Genomic DNA, 23,435 nt, shown 5'->3' with positions numbered 1-23,435 from the left:
GCGGAAGTAACATTTTTTTGATGTGCTTGTTACGACAACAGAATTTCGAATGGCGGCCTTGTTTTCCGGGCTTTCGACCGATCAATCGAATAAACATGAATTTTGTATTCATATTTATACTTCGGCCGTTCCGCATGATGAACGTCAATTCGCCCAGCCCCGCCAGATGGTGAAGACCGCGACCAGAATGAGCATGGCGCCGGCGGCGCGACCGATCCACACCGTTGCGCCGGGGCTGCCGACCAGGAAATCGCGGCCGCGGCCGGCGGCGAGCGCCAAGCCGCCATATATCGCGAGTTGCGTCGTCGCGATCATTGCGGCCATGACCAGTGCCTGCGACCAGATCGGCCCAAACTGGGGTTTGAGGAACTGCGGATAGACCGCCAGCATGAAGAGATAGGCCTTCGGGTTCATCAGGCTCGTCAGCGCACCCTGCCGGAAGCTCGCCCAGCGGGAGAGCCTCCCCGAGCCTTCTATTCCGCCGATGGTGATCGAACTCCTGACGAGCGAAAAGCCGATCCAGGCGATGTAGGCCGCCCCCACGACGAGCAGCATGTTGAAGAGTCCGGGCACGAGGTGGAGGATGACGCTGACACCGAGCGCCGCATAGAGCGTGTGCAGCACGCCGCCGGCCATGATGCCGGCCGTCGCCGACAGGCCGGAGGCCCGCCCACCCGTCAGCGAGTTGGCCAGAACGAAGACCATATCCATGCCCGGCACGATGATGATGCCGAAAAGCAAGGTGAAGAAGAGCCAGAGATTTTCCGTGTAAGTCATGTCAGTTGTCCATCGCCCGATTTTTCATTTCTCTAGACGAATTGCTGTTTTTTCAACTCGTTGGCTGATGATATAAATCCGGGCAACTGACAAGGTATTGTCAGGAGCGTTGATGACGGGAGCGGTTTTCGATGCGCAAGGCGGCACGGCTTTTCGAGATCATCCAGATCCTGCGGCTTGCGCGAAAACCGGTGACCGGAGCGGCGATGGCCGAGACGCTGGAGGTGACGGTGCGCTCGATCTACCGTGATATCGCAGCACTCCAGGCGATGCGGGTGCCGATCGAGGGCGGGCGCGGCATCGGCTATATCCTCAGACCCGGCTTCGACCTGCCGCCGCTGATGTTCTCGATCGAGGAAACGGAAGCGATTGCCGTGGCGCTGGCGCTGCTGTCGCGGACCGGCGACGAGGAACTGAAGGCGGCGGCCGTCAGCGTCAACCAGAAGATCACCGCCGCAGTGCCCGAACCGCTGCGGCTCGCCTTCCGCTCGCAGGCGCTGCACGCCTGGGGAACGATTGCCCCCTCGCCCGCCGGCATCGATCTTGCCCTGGTGCGCCGGGCAATCCGCGACGAACAGAAGCTCGAACTCAACTATCGCGATGAACTCGGTCGAGCGACGGAGAGAACGATCCAGCCGGTGGCGCTGATCTACTATTCCGAAACCGCCAACATCGTTGCCTGGTGTGAGTTGCGGAAGGCGATCCGCAATTTCCGGGCGGACCGCGTCGAACATTGCGAAGCGGCGGGCGCCTATTTCCCGGGCGAGGGAAACCGCCTTCGGGAACTGTGGATCAGCGGCTGGCGTACGCCGCCGGCAGCCTGACGCCGCACGCGACAGCAGGGCTCAGCAAACGAAAAGACCCGGCGCAAGCGCCGGGTCCAAACGTCATCCACTGAAGACGGGCGGCTTACTTGGCAGCCGCTTCGTACATTTCGAGCACGTAGTCCCAGTTGATCAGGCTGTCGACGAAGGCTTCGAGGTACTTCGGACGGGCATTGCGGTAGTCGATGTAATAGGAGTGTTCCCAGACATCGACGCCGAGAATCGGCGAAGCACCGTGAACGAGCGGGTTTTCGCCGTTCGGGGTCTTGGAGATTTCAAGTTTGCCGTTCTTGACCGAGAGCCAGGCCCAGCCCGAGCCGAACTGGCCGGTGCCGGCGGCGATGAAATCGGCGCGGAACTTGTCGTAGCCGCCGAGATCGGACTTGATGGCCGCCTCGAGCTTGGCCGGCAGGCTGGTGCCGCCGCCGCCCTTCTTCATCCATTTCCAGAAGTGGATGTGGTTGTAGTGCTGGCCGGCATTGTTGAACAGCGGCTGGTTGGTGCCGTAGGACTTCTTGACGATTTCCTCGAGCGACAGGTCGGAGAGGCCGGCTTCTTCAGCGAGCTTGTTGCCGTTGGTCACGTAGGCAAGGTGGTGCTTGTCATGGTGATATTCGAGCGTCTCGCGCGACATGTAAGGCGCCAGCGCATCGTAGTCATAGGGAAGGTTCGGCAATTCGAAAGCCATGTGGGCATCTCCTCTTGGCATGGGATTTCGTAAGGGAAATCTGTGAGCGGGAACATAGGCACCAGCCCCCATGGAGGCAACCGATGCAATGCCATTTTTTCCTCAACCCACGGAATATACTTTCAACATCATTTTGAAAGCATGGCACTTTCGAGCACAATCGCGCCACGGTTTGCGTGCAGCTTTGTGTCTGATGCCGCGTCCTTTTCTTGGCGCGGAACGATCGGTTTTACGTACCTGCGCATGAGCGCGCTGTCGGATGACTGGATCGCGGCGGAATATTCGAACCTGAACGCGCCCGGAAGCTTCTACACGATCGGTGCAGAAATTTCGGCGTGAGCGAGGCCCTCCCATGCAACTTGCTGAATTGAAGCGCTTCGCGCCGGCCGCGAAGGATCTGCGTCTGCCGATACCCATCGGATAGTTCCTTGACACCGCCAACGTCGGCATTCCCCCGCTTATAGTTGGGGCAATGCGAGCAAACCGATCAGGTAAGTGATGGCGATAACGATTGCTGAAACCGCAAAGGCGAAGGGATTGAATGATCCGGTCGCGAAACGCCTTACAATGTGGGCCAAGATCAACGTGTTCTGGAAGGCGGCGACAGGAGTCGCCAGCATCGCCAAGCCCGTGCGGAAGTCAAACGGCAGATAGGAGAGCACCGCGTTGATCTGAGCCAAAACCGCGATCAACGCCAAGCGGGGTTCCAGGAAGGCTAGAACGATCGCCGTCGTCTCGAAGGCGTAAAAATACCTGTCGTGCATCTTCGGCAGTATCCATGGCATGAGTTGCAGCGTCACCGCGGCGGCGAGAACGACGAACTTGGGGGACCACTCGCGTTGCCGTGCCGCAAAGATCGAGAAAACAAGCCCAGCCGCCGCACCGAGCGCCAGACCGACAGCAACGCCCGGCCCATAGAATTGGTTCGGGACGAATAGCCATAGATTTGCCGCCGACATGGAAAGCGCACGGAAGAACTCCGCTTGGCGCAAATAGATCGCGACGACATCGAGCAAAGGCCGACCGAGTGCGAGCGTCGGCAGGGCTACGATCAGGTAGACGGCAGGTAGCGCAGCCAACCACGCCCAATGCAATCGCCGTTGCAGCACGAGGCTGAAGACCAGCGGGCCCATAAAGACCGCCTGGAGCTTTACGCTCACCGCCATTGCAAAGGCCAGCATGGCCCAGCGGAAGGATTGCCCGCAGATCAAGTAGACCGACAGGAGGACGAAGAACGTCCAGATCGCATCCGCCTGACCCCACATGGCGCCGTTGTATAGCGCATTGGGTGCGAGCCAGATGGCCGCGAAGGCCAATGCCGGGCGAAGAGGGGTGTGCGAGCACGCAGTGCCTACAAGGCGATAGCCGAGGATCGCGCAGCCTAACTCAAAAACGAAGGAGACCGCTTTGATGAGGACCAGGGGTGGCAGGATCCCGTCGAACCTGGTCGCGAGCAGAAGCAGATAGCTATAAAACGGAGCGTAATTGGTGAGCCCTTGACGCAGGCTATCGGCGCCGCCTGATCTAAGCAGAGATTCTCTGGATGGCCAACGGATGGAAGCGGGCTTCGTGGTTGAGGGCGGTTACGGCTCTGATGATGGCTTGTTCGAGGGCGTGTTCGGTGGCGAAGGTCTGATGAGCGAGATGATGGGCTTTGAGGTTTTTCCAGACGATCTCGATGTCATTGAGTTCGGGGGCGTATTTGGGCAACCACTCGATGGTGAGCCAATGGGCACGGGTCTCAAGCGCGGCGCGCGACGCTTTGCTGGTGTGGATTGGCCCGTTGTCGAGCACCAGGACGACCGGCCTGCCGGCCACGCCGGGCTTGGGGCCATAGCCTGCGTCGAGCGTCTCCAGGAGGGCGATGAAATCGGCGCTGCGCTTGGTTTTCGAGGTTTCGACGACGAGCCTGCGCGCGGCCCAGTCGAAAGCACCCATCATGGCGATCTTGCGCGCCTGGCCGGGCGCGGGAACCCGCAGATCGGCGCCGCGTCTGGCCCAGCAACGCGCCAGATAGGGATGGGTGAGCGCCTCGCTCTCGTCGCCGAAGAGGAGGACGATATCGCCCGCCTCGGCCTGTCGCTTGCGCAGTTGCAGTCGCAGGCCGGCGCACTCGACGGCCTGCGGGTCCTGGCGGTTCTTCAGCGAGTGCCGGGGCCGCCGGAAGCGAAAGCCCCTTTTTTGCGCAGCGTTTTCGAAAGCTGCGATCGGGAGATGCTGAGCCCTTCGCGCGCCTCGATCTCGGCGGCAAGGCGCGCCAGCGTCCAATTGTTGCGGTCGGCGACCGGCGCCGACAAGAGCGGCCCGGCAACCCGAAGCGCGGCCTCCGACTTCACCGGCGCCGGGCCGGCCGCGACGCGCTTCCTGAGGGCCGTCACCGACCCGGCCATGAAATCGCTGCGCCACAGCCGCACCGTATCCTCACGAACGCCGAAGGCTTGGGCGATCCGCGCGCTCGTCCAGCCGTCAAGTGTCAGCAGGATCGCCCGCGCCCGGTCCGCCTCGCCGCGATCCCGGCTCGCCGCCAGATGCTCCAACGCTGCACATTCCTCCTCCGTCGCCTTCACCAGAGATTTCCCCGCCATGCCACCGCTCCCGAATCAATCCCGGAAACGGAATCACAACGCCAATCTGTTGGCCAGATCACGCAAAGCTGCTTAGCCAATTCGTACCACGGCAAAAGGTAATTGAATGTGTCCGGGGTGGTGTGCTCCCGCACTTGCCACCGGATCCAAAGACCGACGATGGTCGCGGAGATGATGATGATTGTCTGCAGCAGCGCCTCGCGGGCGTGCACGCCGTCTGCTCGGGAAACTACTTCTGACAAATGTGGCCCCCACCGCGCCCACTTAATGCTTTCGATTGAACCATCGCTCGCGGTTCGCGGCAAGATCGTCCTTTCTGGTTAGTTAACGCGGTTCCTCCCATGCAGCTTGCTGAATTGAAGCGCTTCGCGCCGGCCGCGAAGGATCTGCGTCTGGCCTGATGCAGGCCTGGCCCTATGCCGAAGCCGCCGGGATCGTCACGCCGGCGTGGATCTGTCATTTCCTTGCGCAGTGCTTCGTCGAGAGCTCCGGCTTCACCGATGCCGAGGAGGATCTCTCCTATTCGGCAAAGCGCCTGACGCAGGTCTGGCCTAAACGGTTCCCGACGATTGAGAGCGCCCAGCCTTACGCGCACAATCCGGAGGCGCTGGCGAACAAGGTCTATGGCGGCCGGATGGGCAACACTGAATCCGGCGACGGCTGGAAGTACCGCGGGGCCTCAAGCAGCTCACCGGCAAGGACAACTATCGCGCCTGCGGCCGCGCGATTGGCATAGCACCAGAGGTAACGTCATGGGGAATGTGTTGAGCGTGGTGTTGTGTGCGCCTTGCGGCGACGTCGGGATGAACTTGTACTCCATGCGGAATGGTCCTCGTTTGAGACCGGCCGCATTCGGTCTTAGCGTTTCAATATGGTCCGCCCACCTCGGACACGGGGGATTTGGGGGCGCAGGGCCAGAGAGTCAAGCGCCCGCTGTATGAACAAAATTCTGCTGCCAACTGATCTTGCGCGCCGCGCCATTCGATTTTGCGCGCTACACTTTGCAATGTCCACAACCATGCATAAGGACTATCCCATGCCATCGCGCCTGATCCACGTCCTCGCCCTTTCCGCTGCCGCGGCGCTGCTGGCGTCGAATGCCGCAGCCTCCTCCGGCGACGCATGGGAGACCTTCCGGGCCGAAGTTTCGCAAAAATGCCTCGCCGCTGCCTCGTCGCTCGAAAAGGCAAGCGCGGTCGTCGATCCCTTCGGCTCGGAAAGCTTCGGCCTAGCGCTGGTGATCGGCACGCCCAAGGGATCCGACACGGCCGTGACCCGGATCTGCGTCTTCGACAAGCAAAAGAAGACGGTGGAAGTCGGTGGCGAACTGGCACCCGATACGGTGACCATCAAGGCACCGGAAAAGGCCAAGTGAGTAACGGGCGGCTGACACGCGACGATCACATCACGCTCTTCGCAGCCTGCCGCCCCTATGCTCGGGCACCCCTTATAGCTTGAGTTCCAACCGACCAGTTGGTAGAGCTTTCGCCATGGTGAGCGAGACCTACGAAAAGATCCTGGATGTCGCGGAACGCCTGATGGTGTCGAGGGGCTACAACGCATTCAGCTATGCCGACATTGCGCCCGAAGTGGGGGTCGGCAAAGCAACGATCCATCATCACTTCGCGACCAAGGCGGATCTGGCGGCGGCGGTGCTTGCACGGTATCGCAAGAACAATCGCCGCCACGTCGAAGGGCTGCTGGCGGCTGTCGCCGATCCGGTGGCGCGGCTCGACGCCTATATCGGCTTTTGGGAGGACTGCATTCGCCGGCAGGACATGCCGTTCTGCATCGGCGCATTGCTCGCCTCCGAGATCCCATCACTGCCGGAAATCGTCGTTCAGCAGGTGCGTGGCCATTTCGCCGATCTCACCGGCTGGCTCCGCGCGGTGATCGACGACGGCGTCGCCAAAGGCTTGCTTAGGGCTGAACATGGGTCGGCAGTGGCGGCCAATTCCTTGATTGCCTCCGTCCACGGCGCCATGCTGGCCGCGCGCGTCGCCGGTTCCGATCCAAGTGTATTTTCCGTTATCGCCCGTCGCGCAATGGATGAGCTTCTGACCACCAAGCCACGCTGATGACAGCTTCGCCGGCGTTGTTGCGACGTCACAAAGCCGCAACAATGCCTACGCAAACTCAGCAAGGACTGTTCCCACGGTAACGGCAGACAGTCTGTAGCGGCCATAAAGTTCAGCACGAACGAACCCGATGCGCCGGCGTAAAGCAAGCGCATCTCTTTTTTGCAGCGGAGCCGACCAACTAGTCGGTCGATAACATAGGAAGAAGTAAGATCATGGCAAATCCCCTATCCACCCTCGGCATCATACATACGGCAATCAGCCTGGCGCCCGTCGTCGCCGGGCTTTACGGCTTCGCCCGCTATGGCGCGATCGATCCTGCGACGCGCTCCGGCAAGATCTATCTCGCCACTCTCGTTCTCGCCGTGCTGACAACGGCGGGGCTGTCGAGCACCGGCGGCTTCAATGCAGGGCACGCGCTTGGCATCGTCACGCTCCTCGTGATCGCCGGAAGCCTTGCCGTTGCGCGCGTCGACGTCTTCGGCCGCCTCAAGCCCTATCTCACGACGCTCGGCCTCTCCTTCACTTACTTCCTGCTGATTGTGCCGGCGGTCGCAGAAACGCTGAAACGTCTGCCGGCCTCGCAGCCGCTCGCAAGTGGGCCCGAATCGCCGATCGTGCAAACGACGTTGCTCGTCTGGCTGCTGATCTTCCTGTCGGGTATTTCAGTCCAGGCCTATCTGATCCATAAGCGCGCCGCAGTCAGGGCGCGCGCTTCCCTCTCCCGCTGATGACGGAAAGCAAGCGACCGGCGTGCGGCCGCACCTCAAGGCACAGTATCCGAGCGCAGGAACCTCGCGCTCGGTGTCGGTGCCTTCGGATTGTTTCAGACGTCGCGGGCCGCGTGTGCCCAATCCATGTAGAGATCGCGCGCCTTGGCGGCGACCGGGCCGGCCTGCAGGTCGCGGCTCTCGAGGCGCGTCACCGGCAACACCTTGGAATAGTTGCCGGACGTGAAGATCTCGTCGGCCGCCTCGAAATCGGCCATGGTCAACGTCGCCTCGATCACGTCGAAACCGGCTTCCCGCAGCAGCGTCATGACGCGGAAGCGGGTGATGCCGGCGAGGAAGGTGCGGTTGGCGGCCGGCGTGAAGACGATGCCGTCCTTGACCAGGAAGACGTTGGAAGAGCCGGTCTCGGCGATGTTGCCGAGCATGTCGCGCACGAGCGCATTGTCGAAGCCGCGCGAACGGGCCTCGGTCAGGATGCGCGCATTGTTCGGGTAGAGGCAGCCGGCCTTGGCGTCGGTCGGCATCGATTCCAGCGTCGGCCGGCGGAAGGGCGAGAGCGTCAGCGACGAGCCGCCATGACCGTTGCCCATCGGCGCCTCGAACAGGCAAAGCGCGAAACGGGTCGATTCCGGATCGATGGCAACGACGCCGGCGGCGCCGTGTTCGGCCCAGTACATCGGCTTGACGTAAAGCGCGGTCTTGCCGTCGAATTTCTTGGCACCTTCCCAGGTCAGCGCCTCGATCTCTTCGGCTGCCATGGTCGGCTTCAGGCCAAGTGCGGTCGCCGAGCGATTGACGCGCTGGCAATGCAGGTCAAGGTCGGGCGCGACGCCGTCGAAGACGCGGGCGCCGTCGAAGACCGTCGAACCCAGCCACATCGCGTGCGAGGTCGGGCCGATCAGCGGCGGGTTGCCCGAGAGCCATTCACCATCGACATAGGTCCAGGTCACTGAGCGGGGGGATGTATCGACGGCCATCGGCGTCTCCTTCACTTTCCTTGTTCCGTTCGTTCGGCATAGATAGCCCAAAAAAGCAGCATCGGGGTGAATGGGTATATCAAAAAATGTCATGGCGGCCATTCTGGCACCGGGACGGCGTCTCGCTTAGTCTCTTGCGCAAAGGAAGGGAAAGCCATGCGCATCAAGCATCTTGAAGAGGAAGACGTGGACATCTTCCGCCGCATCAGGCTGGAGGCGCTCAACCGCGAGCCGCAGGCGTTCGCCTCGACAGCGGCCGACTGGGAGCGGCTTTCGGCTGAGGAATGGCGAGCGCGGCTGACCGCCAACGCCGTATTCGTGGCCTTCGACGGCGATGAGCCGGTCGGCATCATGGGGCTGATGCGCGAGCGCGCGAGCCGGCTGGCGCATCGAGGCACGATCATCATGGTCTATGTGTGCGACGAGGCCCGCGGGTCCGGCGTGGCGCGGCAGCTGCTTGCGCAACTGACCGACCATGCGCGCTCGGCAGGCATCCGGCTTCTAGAGCTCGTCGTGCGTGCCGACAATCCGACGGCAATCCGCTTCTATGAACGCGCGGGTTTCTACAAGATCGGGCACGTCCCCGGCGGCATGCTCGACGGCGACCGGGAGGTCGACGAATTTCTGATGGTGCGCCACATCGATGGTCGCGTCCCACCCATTGAGACATTGCAAGGAGTGCCCCGATGAAAGCCATGTATTACGACGCATTCGAGAAGACGCCGGAAATCCGGACGCTTCCCGATCCGACTCCGACGGAAAACGGCGTGGTCATCAAGGTCGAGGCGACAGGGCTTTGTCGGTCCGACTGGCACGGCTGGATGGGCCATGACGCCGATATCCGGCTGCCGCACGTGCCGGGCCACGAGCTGGCGGGCGTGGTCACCGCTGCCGGCCGCGGCGTGATGCGCTACAAGGTCGGCGACCGGGTCACCGTGCCCTTCGTTTCCGGCTGCGGCCGCTGCGGCGAGTGCCGCTCGGGCAATCAACAGGTCTGCGAGGCGCAATTCCAGCCGGGCTTCACCCATTGGGGTTCCTTCGCCGAATATGTCGCGCTCGACTTTGCCGACCAGAACCTCGTGCACCTGCCCGAAAGCATGGACTTCACCACGGCCGCGAGCCTCGGCTGCCGCTTCGCCACCTCGTTTCGTGCCGTCGCCGACCAGGCCAAGGTCAAGGGCGGCGAATGGGTGGCGGTGCATGGCTGCGGCGGTGTCGGTCTTTCGGCGATCATGATCGCGGCCGCCCTCGGCGCCCAGCCGATCGCGATCGACATCGCCGAGGACAAGCTCGCCTTCGCCAGAAAAATCGGCGCGGTCGCGACGATCAACGGCCGCGAGGTCGAGGACGTCGCGGCGGCCGTCAAGGACATCACCGGCGGCGGCGCGCACGTCTCCATCGACGCCCTCGGCAATCCCGTGACCTGCTTCAACTCGATCAAGAACCTGCGCCGACGCGGGCGCCACGTCCAGGTCGGCCTGATGCTCGGCGACCAGGCGACGCCGCAGATCCCGATGGCCCAGGTGATCGGCCACGAGCTGAAGATCTACGGCAGCCATGGCATGCAGGCCTGGCGCTACGACGCCATGCTGGCGATGATCGCCGACGGCAAGCTTAAGCCGCAACAACTGATCGGCCGGGAGATCTCGCTCGCCGAGGCGATCCCTGCGCTGACCGCCATGGATCGTGCAACCGACCTCGGCATCAGCGTCATCACGCGGTTTTGAGCCGGACATGGACAGCCGGATCGGAGCGGTCGACGGAAGAACGCCGAACGCACCCATTTCGACTCACCTGTTGCCTGGGCTAAACCTCGTTCCCGACAGGGGGCGAGGCAGATGACCATCGCGAGACGGCGAAGATTGATCAAGCGGCAGCGCACCGGCACGGCGCTGGCCATTGCAGCGACGATCTCGTTCCTCGCCGGCATGACCGACGCGATCGGTCTTCTGAGCATCGGCGATTTCGTCTCCTTCATGAGCGGCAACACGACCCGGGCGGCGATCGCGCTCGGTGAAGGCAATTTCACCGGTGCGCTGCTGCTCGTCGGCGCGCTCGGAGCGTTCATCATCGGTAACGCGTTTGGCGTGATCGTGGCCGCGCGCCTCGGCGTCGTCGGCGTTCTCTCGACGGTCAGTCTCGTGCTGATGCTCTGCGCCGGATTCGGACCCCTTATGCCGCGACCCTTCTACTTCTACGGTGTCGTGCTCTCCATGGGCCTGGTCAACGCGGCGGTCGAACATATCGAGGGCCTGCCGATCGGGCTTACCTATGTCACCGGGGCCCTTTCCCGCTTCGGGCGGGGTCTCGGACGCTGGCTGCTCGGCAACAAGAACCGTCAATGGTTCGTGCAGATCGTCCCTTGGCTGGGCATGTTCTCGGGCGCGGTTGCAGGCGCTCTGCTGGAGCATCACTTCAGCGCGGCCGCGCTCTGGGCGTCCTTTGCGCTCAGCACCGGGCTCGCGCTTGCCACCGTTCTCGTGCCGTCCCACTGGTCGCGGCGCTATTTCCATTCGGGCTGACGCCCTGCCCTCCGGCAGCTTTTCGCCTATCCCATGATTTTGCCCTTAAGCCTCGACCGATTTCAGGGCAAAATCCGCACGAAAGAATCACGAGCGAGGTCCTGTCATGGCGCTTGCGGCAGCCGTTACCGGGGATGAACTCTACCATCCCGTTCTCAACGCCAATCCGGCGCATCCGTCCGGCTGGCCGGTGCGGGCGATCGTCAGCTCGCAAACAGAAGCGCGGCACAACCGGGCGCTCTGGGCGCCGACGCACCTGATCTCGATCCGCGCCCCCGGCAGCCGCTTGCTCTCGATGATCGAGCTGCCGCCGGAGCGGCACCTGGAACTCTTTTTTGGCGACAGCACCGATCCGGACGAACCGGATGCGGCCCGTCCGGAGGCGATCGAGGCCGCCTTCGCCTTTGTTGATCGCCTGCCCGAAGACGCACATTTGCTCGTCCACTGCCTGAGGGGGATCGGCCGCGCGACCGCGCTCACCCTCGGCATCCTGGCGCGCTATATGCCGCCGGAAGACGCCGCCGCCGCGCTCCATGCGCTGCGGCCGGAGGCCAAGCCAAACCGGCACGTGGTCAACCTCTGCGACACGGCGCTCGGCCTCAAGGGCAAGCTCGCCAAGCAGGCGCTGCGCTTCCCGGCGAAAGTTTGGAAACCAGGCAAAAGCTGACGCCAGAATTTTGCAGCCGTCCCGCCAGCCGTTGTGCATTGCACAAAGATTTGACATGATCTCACGAAAGAACGGTGACAGTTGGCTGCCTGATCAGGCATGATGCTGTAAGCCTTTGTTTTCGGATGAGCTTTGACGCGGCGATTCGACCTTGTCCCGCCAGTACCGAAGACAAATGACGGGAGGAAAAGATGTCCCACGCGGCCTATGTGTTTGACGCCTACGGCACGCTCTTTGACGTGCATGCGGCTGTCAGGCGCCACGCTGAGGAAATCGGGCCGGACGGGCAAGCTTTTTCCGAACTCTGGCGCGCCAAACAGCTCGAATATTCCTGGGTGCGCTCGCTGATGGGCAGCTATCAGGATTTCTGGCAACTGACCGAACAGTCGCTCGACTACGCCTTCGCCCGGTTTCCGTCCGCCGACCCGAAACTTCGCAAACGGCTGCTCGACGCCTATTGGGCGCTGGACTGCTATCCGGAAGTGCCGGCGGTTCTGAAAGGGCTCAAGGAGCGCGGCGCGCGCATCGCCATCCTCTCCAACGGCTCGCCGGCCATGCTTGCATCCGCGGTCCGCAATGCGGCGCTCGACATCATCATCGACGATGTTTTTTCCGTCGACGCGGTGAAAGCCTTCAAGACCGCGCCTGCCGTCTACGACATCGTCACAACCGGGTACCGGCTTTACCCGCATGCCGTCTCCTTTCAGTCGTCGAACCGCTGGGACATTGCCGGGGCGACGAAATTCGGCTTCCGCACTGTGTGGATCAACCGCGCGGACATGCCGGACGAATATCGTGATCACGGGCCTGCGCTGATCCTGCCCTCGCTCGAAAGCCTGCAATTCGGTATCTGAAGGATCTCCCGATGGTCTGGTCGCCTGCGCAATATCTCAAGTTCGAAGATGAACGCACTCGGCCAGCCAGAAACCTTCTTGCCCAAGTGCCAGAGCTGCCAAAGGGCGTCGCCTTCGACCTCGGCTGCGGCCCGGGCAACTCCACCGAGCTTATCCGCGACCGGTTTCCCGAGGCCACCCTTTCGGGCCTCGATAGCGACGAGAACATGCTCGTTGCGGCGGCGAAGCGGCTGCCCGGCGTCACCTTCGAGAAGGCGGATCTCGCAAACTGGGTTCCGCCTGCCGGCGCTGCCCTGTTTTACGGCAACGCTGTCTTCCAATGGCTTCCGAACCACCTGACGATCTTCGAAAGACTGATGGCGGCGCTCGCATCGGGCGGCACGCTTGCGGTCCAGATGCCGGACAATCTTGGAGAGCCGAGCCATTTGCTGATGGAGGAGGCGGCTCGCAGTCCGGCGTTCTCAGACGTCTTTACCGGCAAGACCATCCGCCGCAATCCCATGCCGAGCCCGGCAACCTATGTCGAATGCCTGGCGCCACAGGCGGCCAGCATCGAGGTCTGGCACACGATCTACTACCACCGGCTCGCCAATGCCGAGGCGATCGTCGAATGGGTGAAAGGTACGGGCCTGCGCCCCTATCTCGACGCCGTGCCGGAAGACAAGCGTGACGCCTTCGTTGCCGACTACACGGACCGGATCCGCGCTGCCTATCCGGCGATGAGCGACGGCAAGGTCCTTCTGCGCTTCCCGAGACTTTTCATCGTCGCAGTGAAGGCGTAGCGCCGACCGGCGCTACATACGTTCGACCAGAAAATCGATGAAGGCGCGGATACGGGCGGCGAGATGCTCATGGCCGGCATAGACGGCGTAGACCGTCTCGATCTCGCCCGATTGATAATCTTCGAGCAACGGTACGAGCGTTCCGGCTTCGAAGTCCGGCTCGACGTGGAAGCGGCCGATACGGCCAATGCCGATGCCGGCGAGGCAAAGCTGGCGGACGATCGAACCGCTCGATACCTGCATGTTGCCGAAGACCGAACGCAGTTCCGCGGCCGGCTGCCCGGGCATGCGGAATGCCCATTCGTCGACGCTGCGACGGAAATTGAAGCGGATGCAATTGTGGCCGTCGAGTTCATCCGGCGTTTGCGGTGTCCCGTGCCTTTCCAGATAGGCGGGCGATGCGATCACCACCGGGCGACTTTCCATCAGCTTGCGTGCCTTCAGCGATGAATCACGCAAGGGACCGGTGCGGATCGCCACGTCTGCCCTCTCGCCGACCACGTCGATCATGCTGTCGGTCAAGGTCAGATCCAGCCGAACCTCCGGATAGCGGGCGAGGAACTCCGGCGCGAGCGGCATGATGTAGCGCTCGCCGAAGCCGACGGCCGCATTCACACGCAAAAGCCCCCGCGGCGTCATGCGGCCGCCGGCGGCGACGAGCTGTTCGGTTTCGACGATCTCGGTCAGAATTCGCTGCGCCCGCTGAAGATAGACCTCCCCCTCCGGCGTCAGTTGCAGGGTCCTGGTCGAGCGCACGAGAAGCCGTGTGCCGAGCCGGTCCTCGATCCGCGTCACCAGTTTGCTGACTGCAGATGGCGACAGCTTCAGGCGTCGCGCGGCGGCCGAGAAGCTGCGGGTCTCCGAAACGGCAACGAAGACCTCCATCTCACCCGCCCGATTGTCCATGGATCGTTGCCTTTGAAATCAATTCACAGTCCTTTGTACGATTATGCTTATTATCTTGCGGAGTGCAAAGGCTCATATTCCGCTTCGATTTCATCAACAATCAACGCGCCCGGCCGCTCCCAGCCGGGTGGGAAAGGTCTCGTCGTGCCCATTGCTATCCTTGCGCTGACGATCGCGGCCTATGCGATCGGAACAACGGAATTCGTGATCGTCGGCCTGCTGCCGACAGTCGCCACCGACCTCAATGTCACCCTGCCGCTCGCCGGCCTGATCGTCAGCGTCTATGCGCTTGGCGTCACCTTCGGCGCGCCGGTGCTGACGGCGCTCACTGGCCGGATCGAGCGCAAGCCGCTCCTGATCGGGCTGATGGCGCTGTTCATCGTCGGCAACGCCGCCGCCGCACTGTCGCCGAGCTATGAACCGTTGCTCGTCGCTCGCGTCATTTCCGCCTTTGCCCATGGCGTGTTCTTTTCGGTCGGCTCGACCATCGCCGCCGACCTCGTCCCGGAGGATCGCCGCGCTTCCGCAATTGCCATGATGTTCATGGGCCTCACGGTCGCGATCGTCACCGGCGTGCCGCTCGGTACCTGGATCGGCCAGACCTTCGGCTGGCGCGCCACCTTCTGGGCCGTGACCGGTCTCGGCGTCATCGCGCTCACCGCGATCGTTGCCCTGCTGCCGAACACGCTCTCCAAGGCGGCGCCGGCCAAGCTCATCGATCAGGTGCGTGTGCTCGGCTCCGGCCGCCTGCTGATCGTCTTTGCCATGACCGCGCTCGGCTACGGCGGCACATTCGTCGCCTTCACTTTCCTCGCGCCGATCCTGCAGGACATCACCGGCTTCTCCGAAGGCGCCGTCAGCCTGATCCTCGTGCTCTATGGAGTTGCCATCGCCATCGGCAACATTGCCGGCGGCAAGATCGCCAACCGCGATCCGGTGAAGGCGCTTGTCGGCCTGTTCCTGGCCCAGGCGGCCGTGCTGGTGTTCTTTACTTTCACCGCTCCCACGCCGGTGCTGACGCTGGTGACGCTTGCCGCGCTCGGCTTCCTGTCCTTCGCCAACGTGCCGGGCCTGCAGCTCTATGTGGTGCAGCTTGCCAAGCAGTACCGCCCGGGTGCCGTCGATGTCGCCTCGGCGCTCAACATCGCAGCCTTCAATCTCGGGATTGCCGTCGGCGCCTGGCTCGGTGGCGTGGTCGTCGCCTCGCCGCTTGGTCTCGGCATGACGCCGATCGTCGGTGCCGTGCTTGTTGCGGCCGCCCTGCTGCTCACGCTCTTGAGCGGCGCTCTTGATCGGCGGGCCGGCGCCGCCTACCAACCGGCTTGATCCGCCGCCGTCGAGGACCACCTATAGATCGTTCCTTTCTCGCCCGGCCATCCGGCCGGGCGCTCGCCAGGTACGGCAGGTCAAGTACAAGGAGTTACCCACCATGCATTCCGTCAATTCGAACGGCGCCAACATTCCAGCGCTCGGCTTCGGCACCTTCCGCATGCCTGGCGCCGACGTGCTGCGGGTGCTGCCGGAAGCGCTCAAGCTCGGCTTCCACCATGTCGACACGGCGCAGATCTACGGCAACGAGGCCGAGGTCGGCGAAGCCATCCATAACTCCGGCGTCTCGCGCGCCGACATCTTCCTCACCACCAAGGTTTGGGTCGACAAATATCCGTATCGCGACTTCCTCGCCTCGGTCGACGAGAGCCTGAAGAAGCTGAGGACCGACCATGTCGACCTCCTGCTCTTGCACTGGCCGGGCGGCAGCGACGTGCCGATGGCCGAGCGCATCGGCGCCCTCAACGACGTGCAGAGGGCCGGCAAGGTCCGCCACATCGGCGTCAGCAACTTCAACACGGCGCAGATGGAAGAGGCCGTGAAGCTCAGCGATGCGCCGATCGCCACCAACCAGGTCGAGTACCATCCCTATCTCGACCAGACCAAGGTGCTTCAGACCGCCCGAAAGCACGGCATGTCGATCACCGCCTATTACGCGATGGCCAACGGCAAGGTGCCGAGCGATCCGCTGCTCAACGAAATCGGCGCGCGCCACGGCAAGACGGCCGCGCAAGTTGCCCTGCGCTGGCTGGTGCAGCAGAAGGACGTGATCACGCTTTCGAAGACCGCGACGATCGATCGCCTGAAGGAAAACTTCGCGATCTTCGACTTCGCGCTCGGTGACGGCGAGATGGCGGAGATCCACGCCCTGGCCCGCCCGGATGGCCGCATCGTCAATCCGGACGGTCTCGCACCGGTCTGGGACAAGGCCGCCTGATCGACTCTCCTAGATTGGAGCGGGATGCGAGCGGAAAACCGCGCACACTTTTCCTATCCCGCTCTCTTGGATTGGAGCGGGATGCGAGCGGAAAACCGCGCACACTTTTCCTCATCCCGCTTCGACCATTTCGCCGCCGGCCAATTCCCAGCCGGTGGCGGATACGATATGGAGATCGCCCGCAGACACCGATCAGAGGGAGGGGGCGATGTCTTTGCAGGGCGTGCAGACGAGCGACTTCGCTCCGGATTGGCCGGCGATCGTCGCCGTCGTTCTGGGGGTTACCGCCTTCTCGGTGGCACAGGGGCTCACCTATCCGCTGATCTCGCTTTCGCTTGAAAGCCGCGGCGTTTCCGCCGGCATGATCGGCCTCAATGCCATGGGCTTTGCTGCCGGCCTCGGCGTGGCGACCCTGCTTCTCGGTCGGCTGACCCGGCTTGCCTCCGCCGACAGGCTGATCATTGCCAGCCTCTGCGGCTGCTCCATCTGCCTCGCAGCGCTTGCCTCAACCTCAGAACTCGCCATCTGGTTCGTCGCCCGCTTCGCGCTCGGCTTCTTCGTCAGCATGGTGTTCATGCTCGGCGAAGCCTGGTTGAACACGGCCTGTCCCGATCGGCTGCGCGGTCGCGTTTCCGGCCTCTACGGCGCCGGTATGTGCGGCGGCTTTGCCGCCGGTCCGCTGGCGATCCCTCTACTCGGCACCAGCGGCGGTCTCGGCTTTGCCCTGCTTGCGATCTATATCGCCCTCGTCGCCTTCGTCACCGGGCTTTTGACCATGGGCGCCCGCTCGCGGCCCGAGCCTTCCTCGACACGCGACCTCTTCGCCTTCTTCAAGAAGGCACCGATGCTGATCCTCATGGTTCTGATGTTCGGCTTTGCCGATATTGCGGCGATCTCAGCCATGCCGGTCTATTTCGTCAAGACCGGCCACAGCCAGGCCTTTGCCGCGCTCAGCGTGACGGCGCTTGCGATCCCAACCGCATTGGCACAGCCCTTCATCGGCGTGCTGCTCGACCGGCTGCCGCGCCGCCGGGTGGCGATTTCGGCCGCCGCCGTCGCTGCCACCGGCTACCTTCTCGTGCCGTTGCTCTCTTCCGACATCGCGCTGCTGTTGATTTTTGCCTTCATCGGCGCCGCCAGCTTTGCGCTCTACACGGCCGCGCTCACCATGCTTGGCGAGGAATATCGCGGCAGCATGCTGGTCGCTGGCAGTGCCGCCTTTTCGCTCGCCTATGCGGCAGGCTGCGCCGCAGGATCCGGCGCTACCGGCGCGTTGATGAATTTCATCCATCCTGTCGCGGGCCCCACCGGCGTCGGCACCGTGCTCGTGATCTTCGCCCTTGCCTTTTCGCTCGCTGGTCGCCGCTAGATGAGGAAAGGCGTATTCCGCTCCCACTGATGGGAATCAATCACGATGAATTGGCGTCGCCCGGACTCAAAATCATCGTGATCCAGGGGCGGCGCTCAGCCGTGCAAGCGCCTCTCCGAAAACGCGTGCGGCGGGCCCGAGCGGCTCGTCGATCCGATGGGTGAGATAGCACTCGGCGCCGACCTGGCTGTTGCGGCCGAGGGCCGTCGTCGGCATGCGCACGAGGCGGCCTTCCTCAAGATCCCGCTGAACCTGCCAGAGCGGCAGCCGGCCCCAGCCGAGACCGGCCCGGATCATCGCATATTTGGTATCCTGGCTGCTGACGCGGCAGGTCTGCGGCGACAGCACGCCAAAATCCCGCCCCGCCGTGCGCTGCGACGCATCGGACTGCACGATCTGCAGATGGTCGGCGAGTTCGGCGTTTTCGAGTGCGCCATCGTCGGCACTGAGCCCAAGAGGATGATGCGCAGCCACGACCGCAACGATTTGAACCGTCGAGAGCGCCCGACGGGCGATCGCCGGATCGCGGAAATCCTCGCCAACCATGATACCGAGGGTGAAGCGGCGTTCGACGAGACCATCCAGCGGCCCGCCCAGCGGCGAAACCGCGAGCCTGATGGAAACATTGGGGTAGATCGTCCGCATCTCGTTCAGCGCCAATCCGACCGTCTCGATGGGGAAGAGCGTGTCGACGATCAGCGAAAGCTCGAGCTCGATTCCCTCGCCAAGCCCGCGCGCGCGGGCCCGCATGGCGTCCACTCGCAGCAGGATGTCGCGGGCGTTGGCAAGCAGCGCCTGCCCTTCCGGTGTCAGCGCCGGCCGATGGCCCGAGCGGTCAAACAGGACGACACCGAGTTCCGTCTCGAGATTGGCGATGGCGTGGCTGACCGCCGACTGCACGCGCGAAAGCCTGGCGGCACCGGCACGGAAACTTCCGCTTTCGGCGACGGTAACGAAGGTCCGCATTTGATCGAGGGTCAGCGCATCCAGCATGATCGATTCCATAGATCAAGTTGATGAATTTTATCTCACCTCATCAGATCAAATAAAGCCACCATCTTTATCCGAACAGCAGCACTCCGTGGAAGGAAAGCCGGATGGCTAGGATACTCGTACTCTACCACTCGTCTTACGGTCACATCGAGACCATGGCGAAGGCCGTCGCCGAGGGCGCGCGGGCGGCCGGCGCCTCCGTTGCATTAAAGCGCGTGCCCGAAATCGTGCCGGAAGCCGTTGCCACCAAGGCGGGTTACAAGCGCAATCAGGACGCGCCGATCGCCACGGTCACGGAACTGCCGGACTATGACGCGATCATCATCGGCACGCCGACGCGCTTCGGCAACATGGCAGCGCAGATGAAGAACTTTCTCGATCAGGCGGGCGGCATCTGGGCGCGGGATGCCTTGGTCGGTCGCATCGGCAGCGTCTTCACCTCAACCGGCAGCCAGCATGGCGGCCAGGAATCGACGATCCTCGCCACCCATACCGTGCTTCTCCATCTCGGCATGGTGATTGCGGGCCTGCCCTACAGCTTCAAGGGTCAGATGCGCATGGACGAAATCACCGGCGGATCGCCCTATGGCGCCTCTACGCTTGCCGACGACGGCAACGGCGGCGACCGTCGGCCGAGCGCCAACGAGCTGGAAGGCGCACGTTTCCAGGGACGCCACGTCGCAGAACTGGCGGCAGCGCTGGTCGCCGGGCGTGCGCGCGTGGCGGAGCTCGCCTGATGACCACGGCCGCAATCTTCGTTCGGGAGAGAACCGATTGGGCGGGCGTGTTGACCGTCGTTGCGGCGGGCGTGGTCGCAGCAATGCAGGTCGGCAAGGGGCTGATTGCCGGCCCGCTGCTTCAGTCCGATCTCGGGCTCGACCTCTCCGCGCTCGGCTGGATCACCTCCGTCTTCGCTATCGTCGGTGTCGTCGGCGGCATGATTGCCGGCGCGATCGTCGCGACGGCGGGGGATCGGCGCCTGCTCGGCGTCGGGATGGCGATGTTGGCGCTCGGGTCCTTCGCCGGCGCGGCCAGCCACGCCTTCACGCTGCTCCTTCTGTCGCGCATCCTCGAAGGTTTCGGGTTCCTGCTCGTCGTCGTCGCCGGGCCTGCCATCCTCATGCGCCTTGTGAGCACCGATCGCCGTGATCTCGTCTTTTCGCTGTGGAGCTGCTTCATGCCCGCGGGGATGGCGACCGCCATGCTGATCGGACCGTTCTTTGCCGATTGGCGGTCGATCTGGTGGAGCAATGGCTTGATCACGCTCGCAAGCCTGTTTTCCGTCTTCCTGGCCGTTTCGCCGCCGCGAGAAACAGCCGGCACCGCCGCCAGCTTCCGGAATGATGCGGCCGAAACGCTGGCAAGCCGCGGCCCGGTGCTGCTCTTCGTGCTGTTTTCCCTCTTCAGCCTGATGAGCTTCACGCTTTCCAGTTTCCTGCCGATCCTGCTCGTCGAGCGCTTGAACGCCTCGCTTGCAACCGTCGGCGTCATCAGCGCCGTCATCACCCTGGTGAATGTCATCGGCAATCTCACTGCCGGTCACCTGCTTTCGCGCGGCTTTGCCCGTGGACGGCTGATCGCCACCGCTGCGGTGCTGATGGGCGCATCCGGACTGTGGATCTTTCTAGGTCAGTCCGGCGACGTTCTGACCGTTGGCCTCTGCCTTCTGTTTTCGGCGATCGGCGGCGTGATTCCCGCCACGCTGATTTCATCGGTGCCGATCCTTTCGCCTCGCCCGGCGCTTGCGCCGATGGCGATGGGGCTGCTGATGCAGGGCAGCAATCTCGGACAACTTGTCGGCCCCGTCGCGGTCGGAACGGCGATTGAATTTTACGGCTGGGCCTCAGGTGCAGCCTTCATCGGTGTCGGTGCCTTTTTCTGCATTCTTCTCTCCTCCACGCTCGAACGAACTCTGCAGAGCAAGGCACAGCGGAAATGATGACCGTCACCCGTTGAGACATCATCACACAGAAAACCCACCGGCCGGGACCGGTGGGGTGGCATTTCAGACGGATTGTCCGCGGCTCAGACGAACTGGCTGAGGCCCGGAACCGAGGCGACAACTTCGTCGACCACTTCGTCGCCGGCCTTTTCCTTGGCGAAAGCAATGGTTTCCTTGGCGAGCGAGGTGATTTCGCCCATGCCGAGGCCCTGGCTCATCAACTGCTGGCCGAGCGCCATGACGCCGCCGCCGCCGATGGCAGACATCAGCCCGCCAAGCAGGCCGCCGCCACCCGAACCTTCGCCATTGTATTGAGCGATCAGCTCGGATGCGCCCGGGATCTTCTCGATCATCCTGGCAACCGGGCCGTCGGCGGCTTCGCGCTGCAGAAAACCGAGGATCATGCCGACGGCCTTTTCGGCCGTTGCCGGCTCAATGCCAACGTTTTCCGCGACGCGCGTGACCAGTTCATTCATGGACTTAACTCCCTCATTGGATTTTTGACGTTGACGTCAAGGTAAATGATCGCTTCCAAAATGACAAGCGGCGACGGCTGCCGGCGCCGGACAAAGCCACGGTTTTCGGCCGGCATCTGCAGGCCTCTTTCAATGGCGCCCGGCCCACGAAAGGCCGATGGTTTCACGGCGCCGCAGGCTTGGCAAGGCGTCGAGCCGAGCGCCGTTCACGCATCCGCTTTCCCGCTCCTTGGGCAGGAACAGTCTTGTTGCCGGGCGTGGCTGCACCCCCTATAACAGGAGCAAGACACATAGCGATGACGGGCACCGGCAAAAACCGCGAACCGCCCGCTTTCATTGACGAAACGGAGATGAAGCCCACATGTTGGAAGAAGGCAAGCTCTTTATCGGCACCAGCCGCAAGCCTGATGATTCGATCAACAAGGGCGAGTATCTGGAACTCAAATTCGGCAACCGCCACGGCCTGATTACCGGCGCCACCGGCACCGGCAAGACAATCACCCTGCAGATCCTCGCCGAAGGCTTTTCCAACGCCGGCGTCCCGGTCTTCTGCGCCGACGTCAAGGGCGATCTCTCCGGCATCGGCGCCATCGGCGAGCCCAAGGACTTCATCCTGAAACGCGCCGAACAGATCGGGCTGCCGACGAACCCCTACGAGTTCCAGGAATTCCCCGTCATCTTCTGGGACCTTTACGGCGAGAAGGGCCATCGCGTCCGCACCACCATGTCGGAGATGGGACCGCTGCTGCTGTCGCGGCTGATGAATGCGACCGACGCGCAGGAAGGCGTGCTCAACATCGCCTTCAAGATCGCCGACGAGGGCGGCCTGCCGCTGCTCGACCTCAAGGACCTGCAGGCGCTGCTCAACTACATGGGCGACAATGCCAGCGCGCTTTCCAACCAGTTCGGCTTCATCTCCAAGGCCTCGGTCGGCTCGATCCAGCGCGAGCTACTGATCCTCGAGCAGCAGGGCGCAGAGCATTTCTTCGGCGAGCCGGCGCTGAAGATCACCGACATCATGCGCACGACCAATGACGGGCGTGGCGCGATCTCGGTGCTGGCGGCCGACAAGCTGATGATGAACCCGCGGCTTTACGCGACTTTCCTGCTTTGGCTGCTTTCGGAACTCTTCGAGGAACTGCCGGAAGTGGGCGACCCGGACAAGCCGAAGCTGGTCTTCTTCTTCGACGAGGCACATCTGCTCTTCAACGACGCGCCGAAGGCGCTGATCGAACGCGTCGAACAGGTCGTGCGCCTGATCCGCTCCAAGGGCGTCGGCGTCTACTTCGTCACCCAGAACCCGCTCGACGTGCCCGATACCGTTCTCGGCCAGCTCGGCAACCGCGTCCAGCATGCGTTGCGCGCCTATACGCCGCGCGACCAGAAGGCGGTGAAGACCGCCGCCGACACCTTCCGTCCGAACCCGGACTTCGATTGCGCCACCGTCATCACCAATCTCGGCACCGGCGAGGCGCTGGTGTCGACACTCGAAGGCAAGGGCGCACCGTCGATGGTCGAGCGCACGCTCGTGCGTCCGCCGCAGTCGCGCGTCGGTCCGCTGACCGAGGCCGAGCGGCAGAAGGTGATGGACGTCAGCCCCGTCCGTGGCCTCTACGACGAAGACTTCGACCGCGAGTCGGCCTACGAGATCCTGGCGGCACGCGCCAAGAAGGCAGCCGACGCGCAGGCAGAGGCGCAGGAACAGGCCGGGCAGCAGACGACGCAAGCCAATACCGGCGGCAGCCGCTGGACGCTGCCGGGCTTCGGCGACGACGAGCCTGAAGCGGCCGGCAAGCAGGCGCGTCCGCGCAGCTCCGGCTACCAGCGCGAGACGGTCGTCGAAGCCGCAATGAAATCGGTCGCCCGCACCGTCGCCACCCAGGTCGGCCGCGCCCTGGTGCGCGGCATCCTCGGCAGCCTCAGCCGGCGCTGACCATGACCGTGAGGGCAACGGCCCTCGACGACGCTGAGACGCGGCGGCCGCCGCCTCGTGCAGCG

26 protein-coding genes and 1 pseudogene are annotated in these 23,435 nt (G+C 63.3%); 18 read left to right on the top strand and 9 right to left on the bottom strand.

Annotated elements, in window-relative coordinates:
- Window positions 1–144 precede the first annotated feature (144 nt).
- The gene (locus AC1Z3V_RS22135) at window positions 145–777 is read right to left on the bottom strand and encodes a LysE family translocator (RefSeq protein WP_483501733.1); all 633 of its coding nucleotides are present in this window, start codon (window positions 775–777) and stop codon (window positions 145–147) included.
- A 131-nt stretch (window positions 778–908) separates the two neighbouring features.
- Between AC1Z3V_RS22135 and AC1Z3V_RS22130 the strand changes: the two genes are divergently transcribed.
- Window positions 909–1,601, top strand: coding sequence for a helix-turn-helix transcriptional regulator (locus AC1Z3V_RS22130; RefSeq protein ID WP_483501731.1), 693 nt, complete (start codon window positions 909–911; stop codon window positions 1,599–1,601).
- An 85-nt stretch (window positions 1,602–1,686) separates the two neighbouring features.
- Here AC1Z3V_RS22130 and AC1Z3V_RS22125 read toward each other — a convergent pair whose 3' ends face one another.
- On the bottom strand, window positions 1,687–2,289 hold the full coding sequence (locus tag AC1Z3V_RS22125) for a superoxide dismutase (RefSeq protein ID WP_173515913.1): 603 nt from the start codon (window positions 2,287–2,289) through the stop codon (window positions 1,687–1,689).
- Between the two features lie 141 nt (window positions 2,290–2,430).
- On the opposite strand from AC1Z3V_RS22125, the gene AC1Z3V_RS22120 reads away from it, so the two are divergent.
- Window positions 2,431–2,628 carry a hypothetical protein gene (locus AC1Z3V_RS22120; protein WP_483501729.1) on the top strand — a complete coding sequence of 66 codons (198 nt, stop codon included), beginning with the start codon at window positions 2,431–2,433 and terminating at the stop codon, window positions 2,626–2,628.
- Window positions 2,629–2,747: 119 nt separating this feature from the next.
- Here AC1Z3V_RS22120 and AC1Z3V_RS22115 read toward each other — a convergent pair whose 3' ends face one another.
- The 3 genes from AC1Z3V_RS22115 to AC1Z3V_RS22105 all read right to left on the bottom strand — a co-directional run bounded on the left by AC1Z3V_RS22115 (window position 2,748) and on the right by AC1Z3V_RS22105 (window position 4,874).
- Complete coding sequence (locus AC1Z3V_RS22115; protein ID WP_483501728.1) at window positions 2,748–3,605, bottom strand: hypothetical protein; 858 nt, start codon at window positions 3,603–3,605, stop codon at window positions 2,748–2,750.
- 208 nt (window positions 3,606–3,813) lie between these two features.
- Window positions 3,814–4,434: an IS630 family transposase gene (locus AC1Z3V_RS22110; protein WP_483499611.1), complete on the bottom strand. Its 621-nt coding sequence runs from the start codon at window positions 4,432–4,434 to the stop codon at window positions 3,814–3,816.
- Window positions 4,431–4,874 carry a helix-turn-helix domain-containing protein gene (locus AC1Z3V_RS22105; RefSeq protein ID WP_483496724.1) on the bottom strand — a complete coding sequence of 148 codons (444 nt, stop codon included), beginning with the start codon at window positions 4,872–4,874 and terminating at the stop codon, window positions 4,431–4,433. The genes AC1Z3V_RS22110 and AC1Z3V_RS22105 overlap by 4 nt, the downstream gene beginning before the upstream one ends.
- 400 nt (window positions 4,875–5,274) lie before the next feature.
- Between AC1Z3V_RS22105 and AC1Z3V_RS22100 the strand changes: the two genes are divergently transcribed.
- The 4 genes from AC1Z3V_RS22100 to AC1Z3V_RS22085 all read left to right on the top strand — a co-directional run bounded on the left by AC1Z3V_RS22100 (window position 5,275) and on the right by AC1Z3V_RS22085 (window position 7,683).
- A complete protein-coding gene (locus tag AC1Z3V_RS22100) occupies window positions 5,275–5,610 on the top strand; it encodes a hypothetical protein (protein WP_483501727.1) in 336 nt (111 codons plus the stop codon).
- 300 nt (window positions 5,611–5,910) lie between these two features.
- Window positions 5,911–6,249 (top strand): hypothetical protein, encoded by a 339-nt coding sequence (locus AC1Z3V_RS22095; RefSeq protein WP_483501725.1) that lies wholly within the window; start codon window positions 5,911–5,913, stop codon window positions 6,247–6,249.
- A 115-nt stretch (window positions 6,250–6,364) separates the two neighbouring features.
- Window positions 6,365–6,952, top strand: coding sequence for a TetR/AcrR family transcriptional regulator (locus AC1Z3V_RS22090; RefSeq protein WP_483501724.1), 588 nt, complete (start codon window positions 6,365–6,367; stop codon window positions 6,950–6,952).
- 215 nt (window positions 6,953–7,167) lie between these two features.
- Window positions 7,168–7,683 (top strand): hypothetical protein, encoded by a 516-nt coding sequence (locus AC1Z3V_RS22085; protein WP_483501723.1) that lies wholly within the window; start codon window positions 7,168–7,170, stop codon window positions 7,681–7,683.
- Window positions 7,684–7,778: 95 nt separating this feature from the next.
- Here AC1Z3V_RS22085 and AC1Z3V_RS22080 read toward each other — a convergent pair whose 3' ends face one another.
- The gene (locus tag AC1Z3V_RS22080; RefSeq protein WP_483501721.1) at window positions 7,779–8,660 is read right to left on the bottom strand and encodes a branched-chain amino acid aminotransferase; all 882 of its coding nucleotides are present in this window, start codon (window positions 8,658–8,660) and stop codon (window positions 7,779–7,781) included.
- A 156-nt stretch (window positions 8,661–8,816) separates the two neighbouring features.
- On the opposite strand from AC1Z3V_RS22080, the gene AC1Z3V_RS22075 reads away from it, so the two are divergent.
- The 6 genes from AC1Z3V_RS22075 (at window position 8,817) to tam (ending at window position 13,485) form a co-directional block, all read left to right on the top strand.
- On the top strand, window positions 8,817–9,350 hold the full coding sequence (locus tag AC1Z3V_RS22075; protein WP_483501719.1) for an N-acetyltransferase family protein: 534 nt from the start codon (window positions 8,817–8,819) through the stop codon (window positions 9,348–9,350).
- On the top strand, window positions 9,347–10,387 hold the full coding sequence (locus AC1Z3V_RS22070; RefSeq protein ID WP_483501717.1) for a zinc-dependent alcohol dehydrogenase family protein: 1,041 nt from the start codon (window positions 9,347–9,349) through the stop codon (window positions 10,385–10,387). Before AC1Z3V_RS22075 ends, AC1Z3V_RS22070 begins: the two co-directional genes overlap by 4 nt.
- Window positions 10,388–10,498: 111 nt before the next feature.
- Window positions 10,499–11,182 carry a YoaK family protein gene (locus tag AC1Z3V_RS22065; protein WP_483501715.1) on the top strand — a complete coding sequence of 228 codons (684 nt, stop codon included), beginning with the start codon at window positions 10,499–10,501 and terminating at the stop codon, window positions 11,180–11,182.
- Window positions 11,183–11,288: 106 nt separating this feature from the next.
- Window positions 11,289–11,849: a phosphatase gene (locus AC1Z3V_RS22060; protein ID WP_483501714.1), complete on the top strand. Its 561-nt coding sequence runs from the start codon at window positions 11,289–11,291 to the stop codon at window positions 11,847–11,849.
- Between the two features lie 191 nt (window positions 11,850–12,040).
- The gene (locus tag AC1Z3V_RS22055; RefSeq protein ID WP_173515905.1) at window positions 12,041–12,703 is read left to right on the top strand and encodes a haloacid dehalogenase type II; all 663 of its coding nucleotides are present in this window, start codon (window positions 12,041–12,043) and stop codon (window positions 12,701–12,703) included.
- Window positions 12,704–12,714: 11 nt separating this feature from the next.
- Window positions 12,715–13,485: a trans-aconitate 2-methyltransferase gene (gene tam / locus AC1Z3V_RS22050; RefSeq protein ID WP_483501712.1), complete on the top strand. Its 771-nt coding sequence runs from the start codon at window positions 12,715–12,717 to the stop codon at window positions 13,483–13,485.
- A gap of 12 nt (window positions 13,486–13,497) precedes the next feature.
- Here the strand turns inward: tam and AC1Z3V_RS22045 are convergent, their stop codons facing one another.
- A complete protein-coding gene (locus tag AC1Z3V_RS22045; RefSeq protein WP_483501711.1) occupies window positions 13,498–14,391 on the bottom strand; it encodes a LysR family transcriptional regulator in 894 nt (297 codons plus the stop codon).
- A gap of 144 nt (window positions 14,392–14,535) precedes the next feature.
- Here AC1Z3V_RS22045 and AC1Z3V_RS22040 point away from each other — a divergent pair, with 144 nt between their 5' ends.
- The 3 genes from AC1Z3V_RS22040 to AC1Z3V_RS22030 all read left to right on the top strand — a co-directional run bounded on the left by AC1Z3V_RS22040 (window position 14,536) and on the right by AC1Z3V_RS22030 (window position 18,026).
- Window positions 14,536–15,717 carry an MFS transporter gene (locus AC1Z3V_RS22040; protein ID WP_483501710.1) on the top strand — a complete coding sequence of 394 codons (1,182 nt, stop codon included), beginning with the start codon at window positions 14,536–14,538 and terminating at the stop codon, window positions 15,715–15,717.
- 103 nt (window positions 15,718–15,820) lie between these two features.
- Window positions 15,821–16,657, top strand: a complete 837-nt coding sequence (locus tag AC1Z3V_RS22035; RefSeq protein WP_483501709.1) for an aldo/keto reductase — start codon at window positions 15,821–15,823, stop codon at window positions 16,655–16,657.
- Between the two features lie 208 nt (window positions 16,658–16,865).
- Complete coding sequence (locus AC1Z3V_RS22030; RefSeq protein ID WP_483501708.1) at window positions 16,866–18,026, top strand: MFS transporter; 1,161 nt, start codon at window positions 16,866–16,868, stop codon at window positions 18,024–18,026.
- Window positions 18,027–18,098: 72 nt separating this feature from the next.
- On the opposite strand, the gene AC1Z3V_RS22025 is transcribed toward AC1Z3V_RS22030, so the two are convergent.
- On the bottom strand, window positions 18,099–19,019 hold the full coding sequence (locus tag AC1Z3V_RS22025; RefSeq protein WP_483501706.1) for a LysR family transcriptional regulator: 921 nt from the start codon (window positions 19,017–19,019) through the stop codon (window positions 18,099–18,101).
- Between the two features lie 104 nt (window positions 19,020–19,123).
- Between AC1Z3V_RS22025 and wrbA the strand changes: the two genes are divergently transcribed.
- Together wrbA and AC1Z3V_RS22015 are read left to right on the top strand one after the other, a co-directional pair.
- A complete protein-coding gene (wrbA, locus tag AC1Z3V_RS22020; protein ID WP_483501704.1) occupies window positions 19,124–19,756 on the top strand; it encodes an NAD(P)H:quinone oxidoreductase in 633 nt (210 codons plus the stop codon).
- The gene (locus tag AC1Z3V_RS22015) at window positions 19,756–20,958 is read left to right on the top strand and encodes an MFS transporter (protein ID WP_483501703.1); all 1,203 of its coding nucleotides are present in this window, start codon (window positions 19,756–19,758) and stop codon (window positions 20,956–20,958) included. Before wrbA ends, AC1Z3V_RS22015 begins: the two co-directional genes overlap by 1 nt.
- Before the next feature lie 86 nt (window positions 20,959–21,044).
- On the opposite strand, the pseudogene AC1Z3V_RS22010 reads toward AC1Z3V_RS22015, so the two are convergent.
- Window positions 21,045–21,452: pseudogene (locus tag AC1Z3V_RS22010) on the bottom strand (hypothetical protein); the annotation flags it as partial.
- Window positions 21,453–21,798: 346 nt separating this feature from the next.
- Between AC1Z3V_RS22010 and AC1Z3V_RS22005 the strand changes: the two are divergent.
- Complete coding sequence (locus AC1Z3V_RS22005; RefSeq protein ID WP_483501701.1) at window positions 21,799–23,370, top strand: helicase HerA-like C-terminal domain-containing protein; 1,572 nt, start codon at window positions 21,799–21,801, stop codon at window positions 23,368–23,370.
- Window positions 23,371–23,435: the final 65 nt, after the last annotated feature.

The sequence above is a fragment of the Ensifer sp. 38_S197 genome (assembly GCF_056924495.1).
Note: the sequence above shows the minus strand (reverse complement) of the source record. Positions and strands in the feature narration are given on the sequence as shown.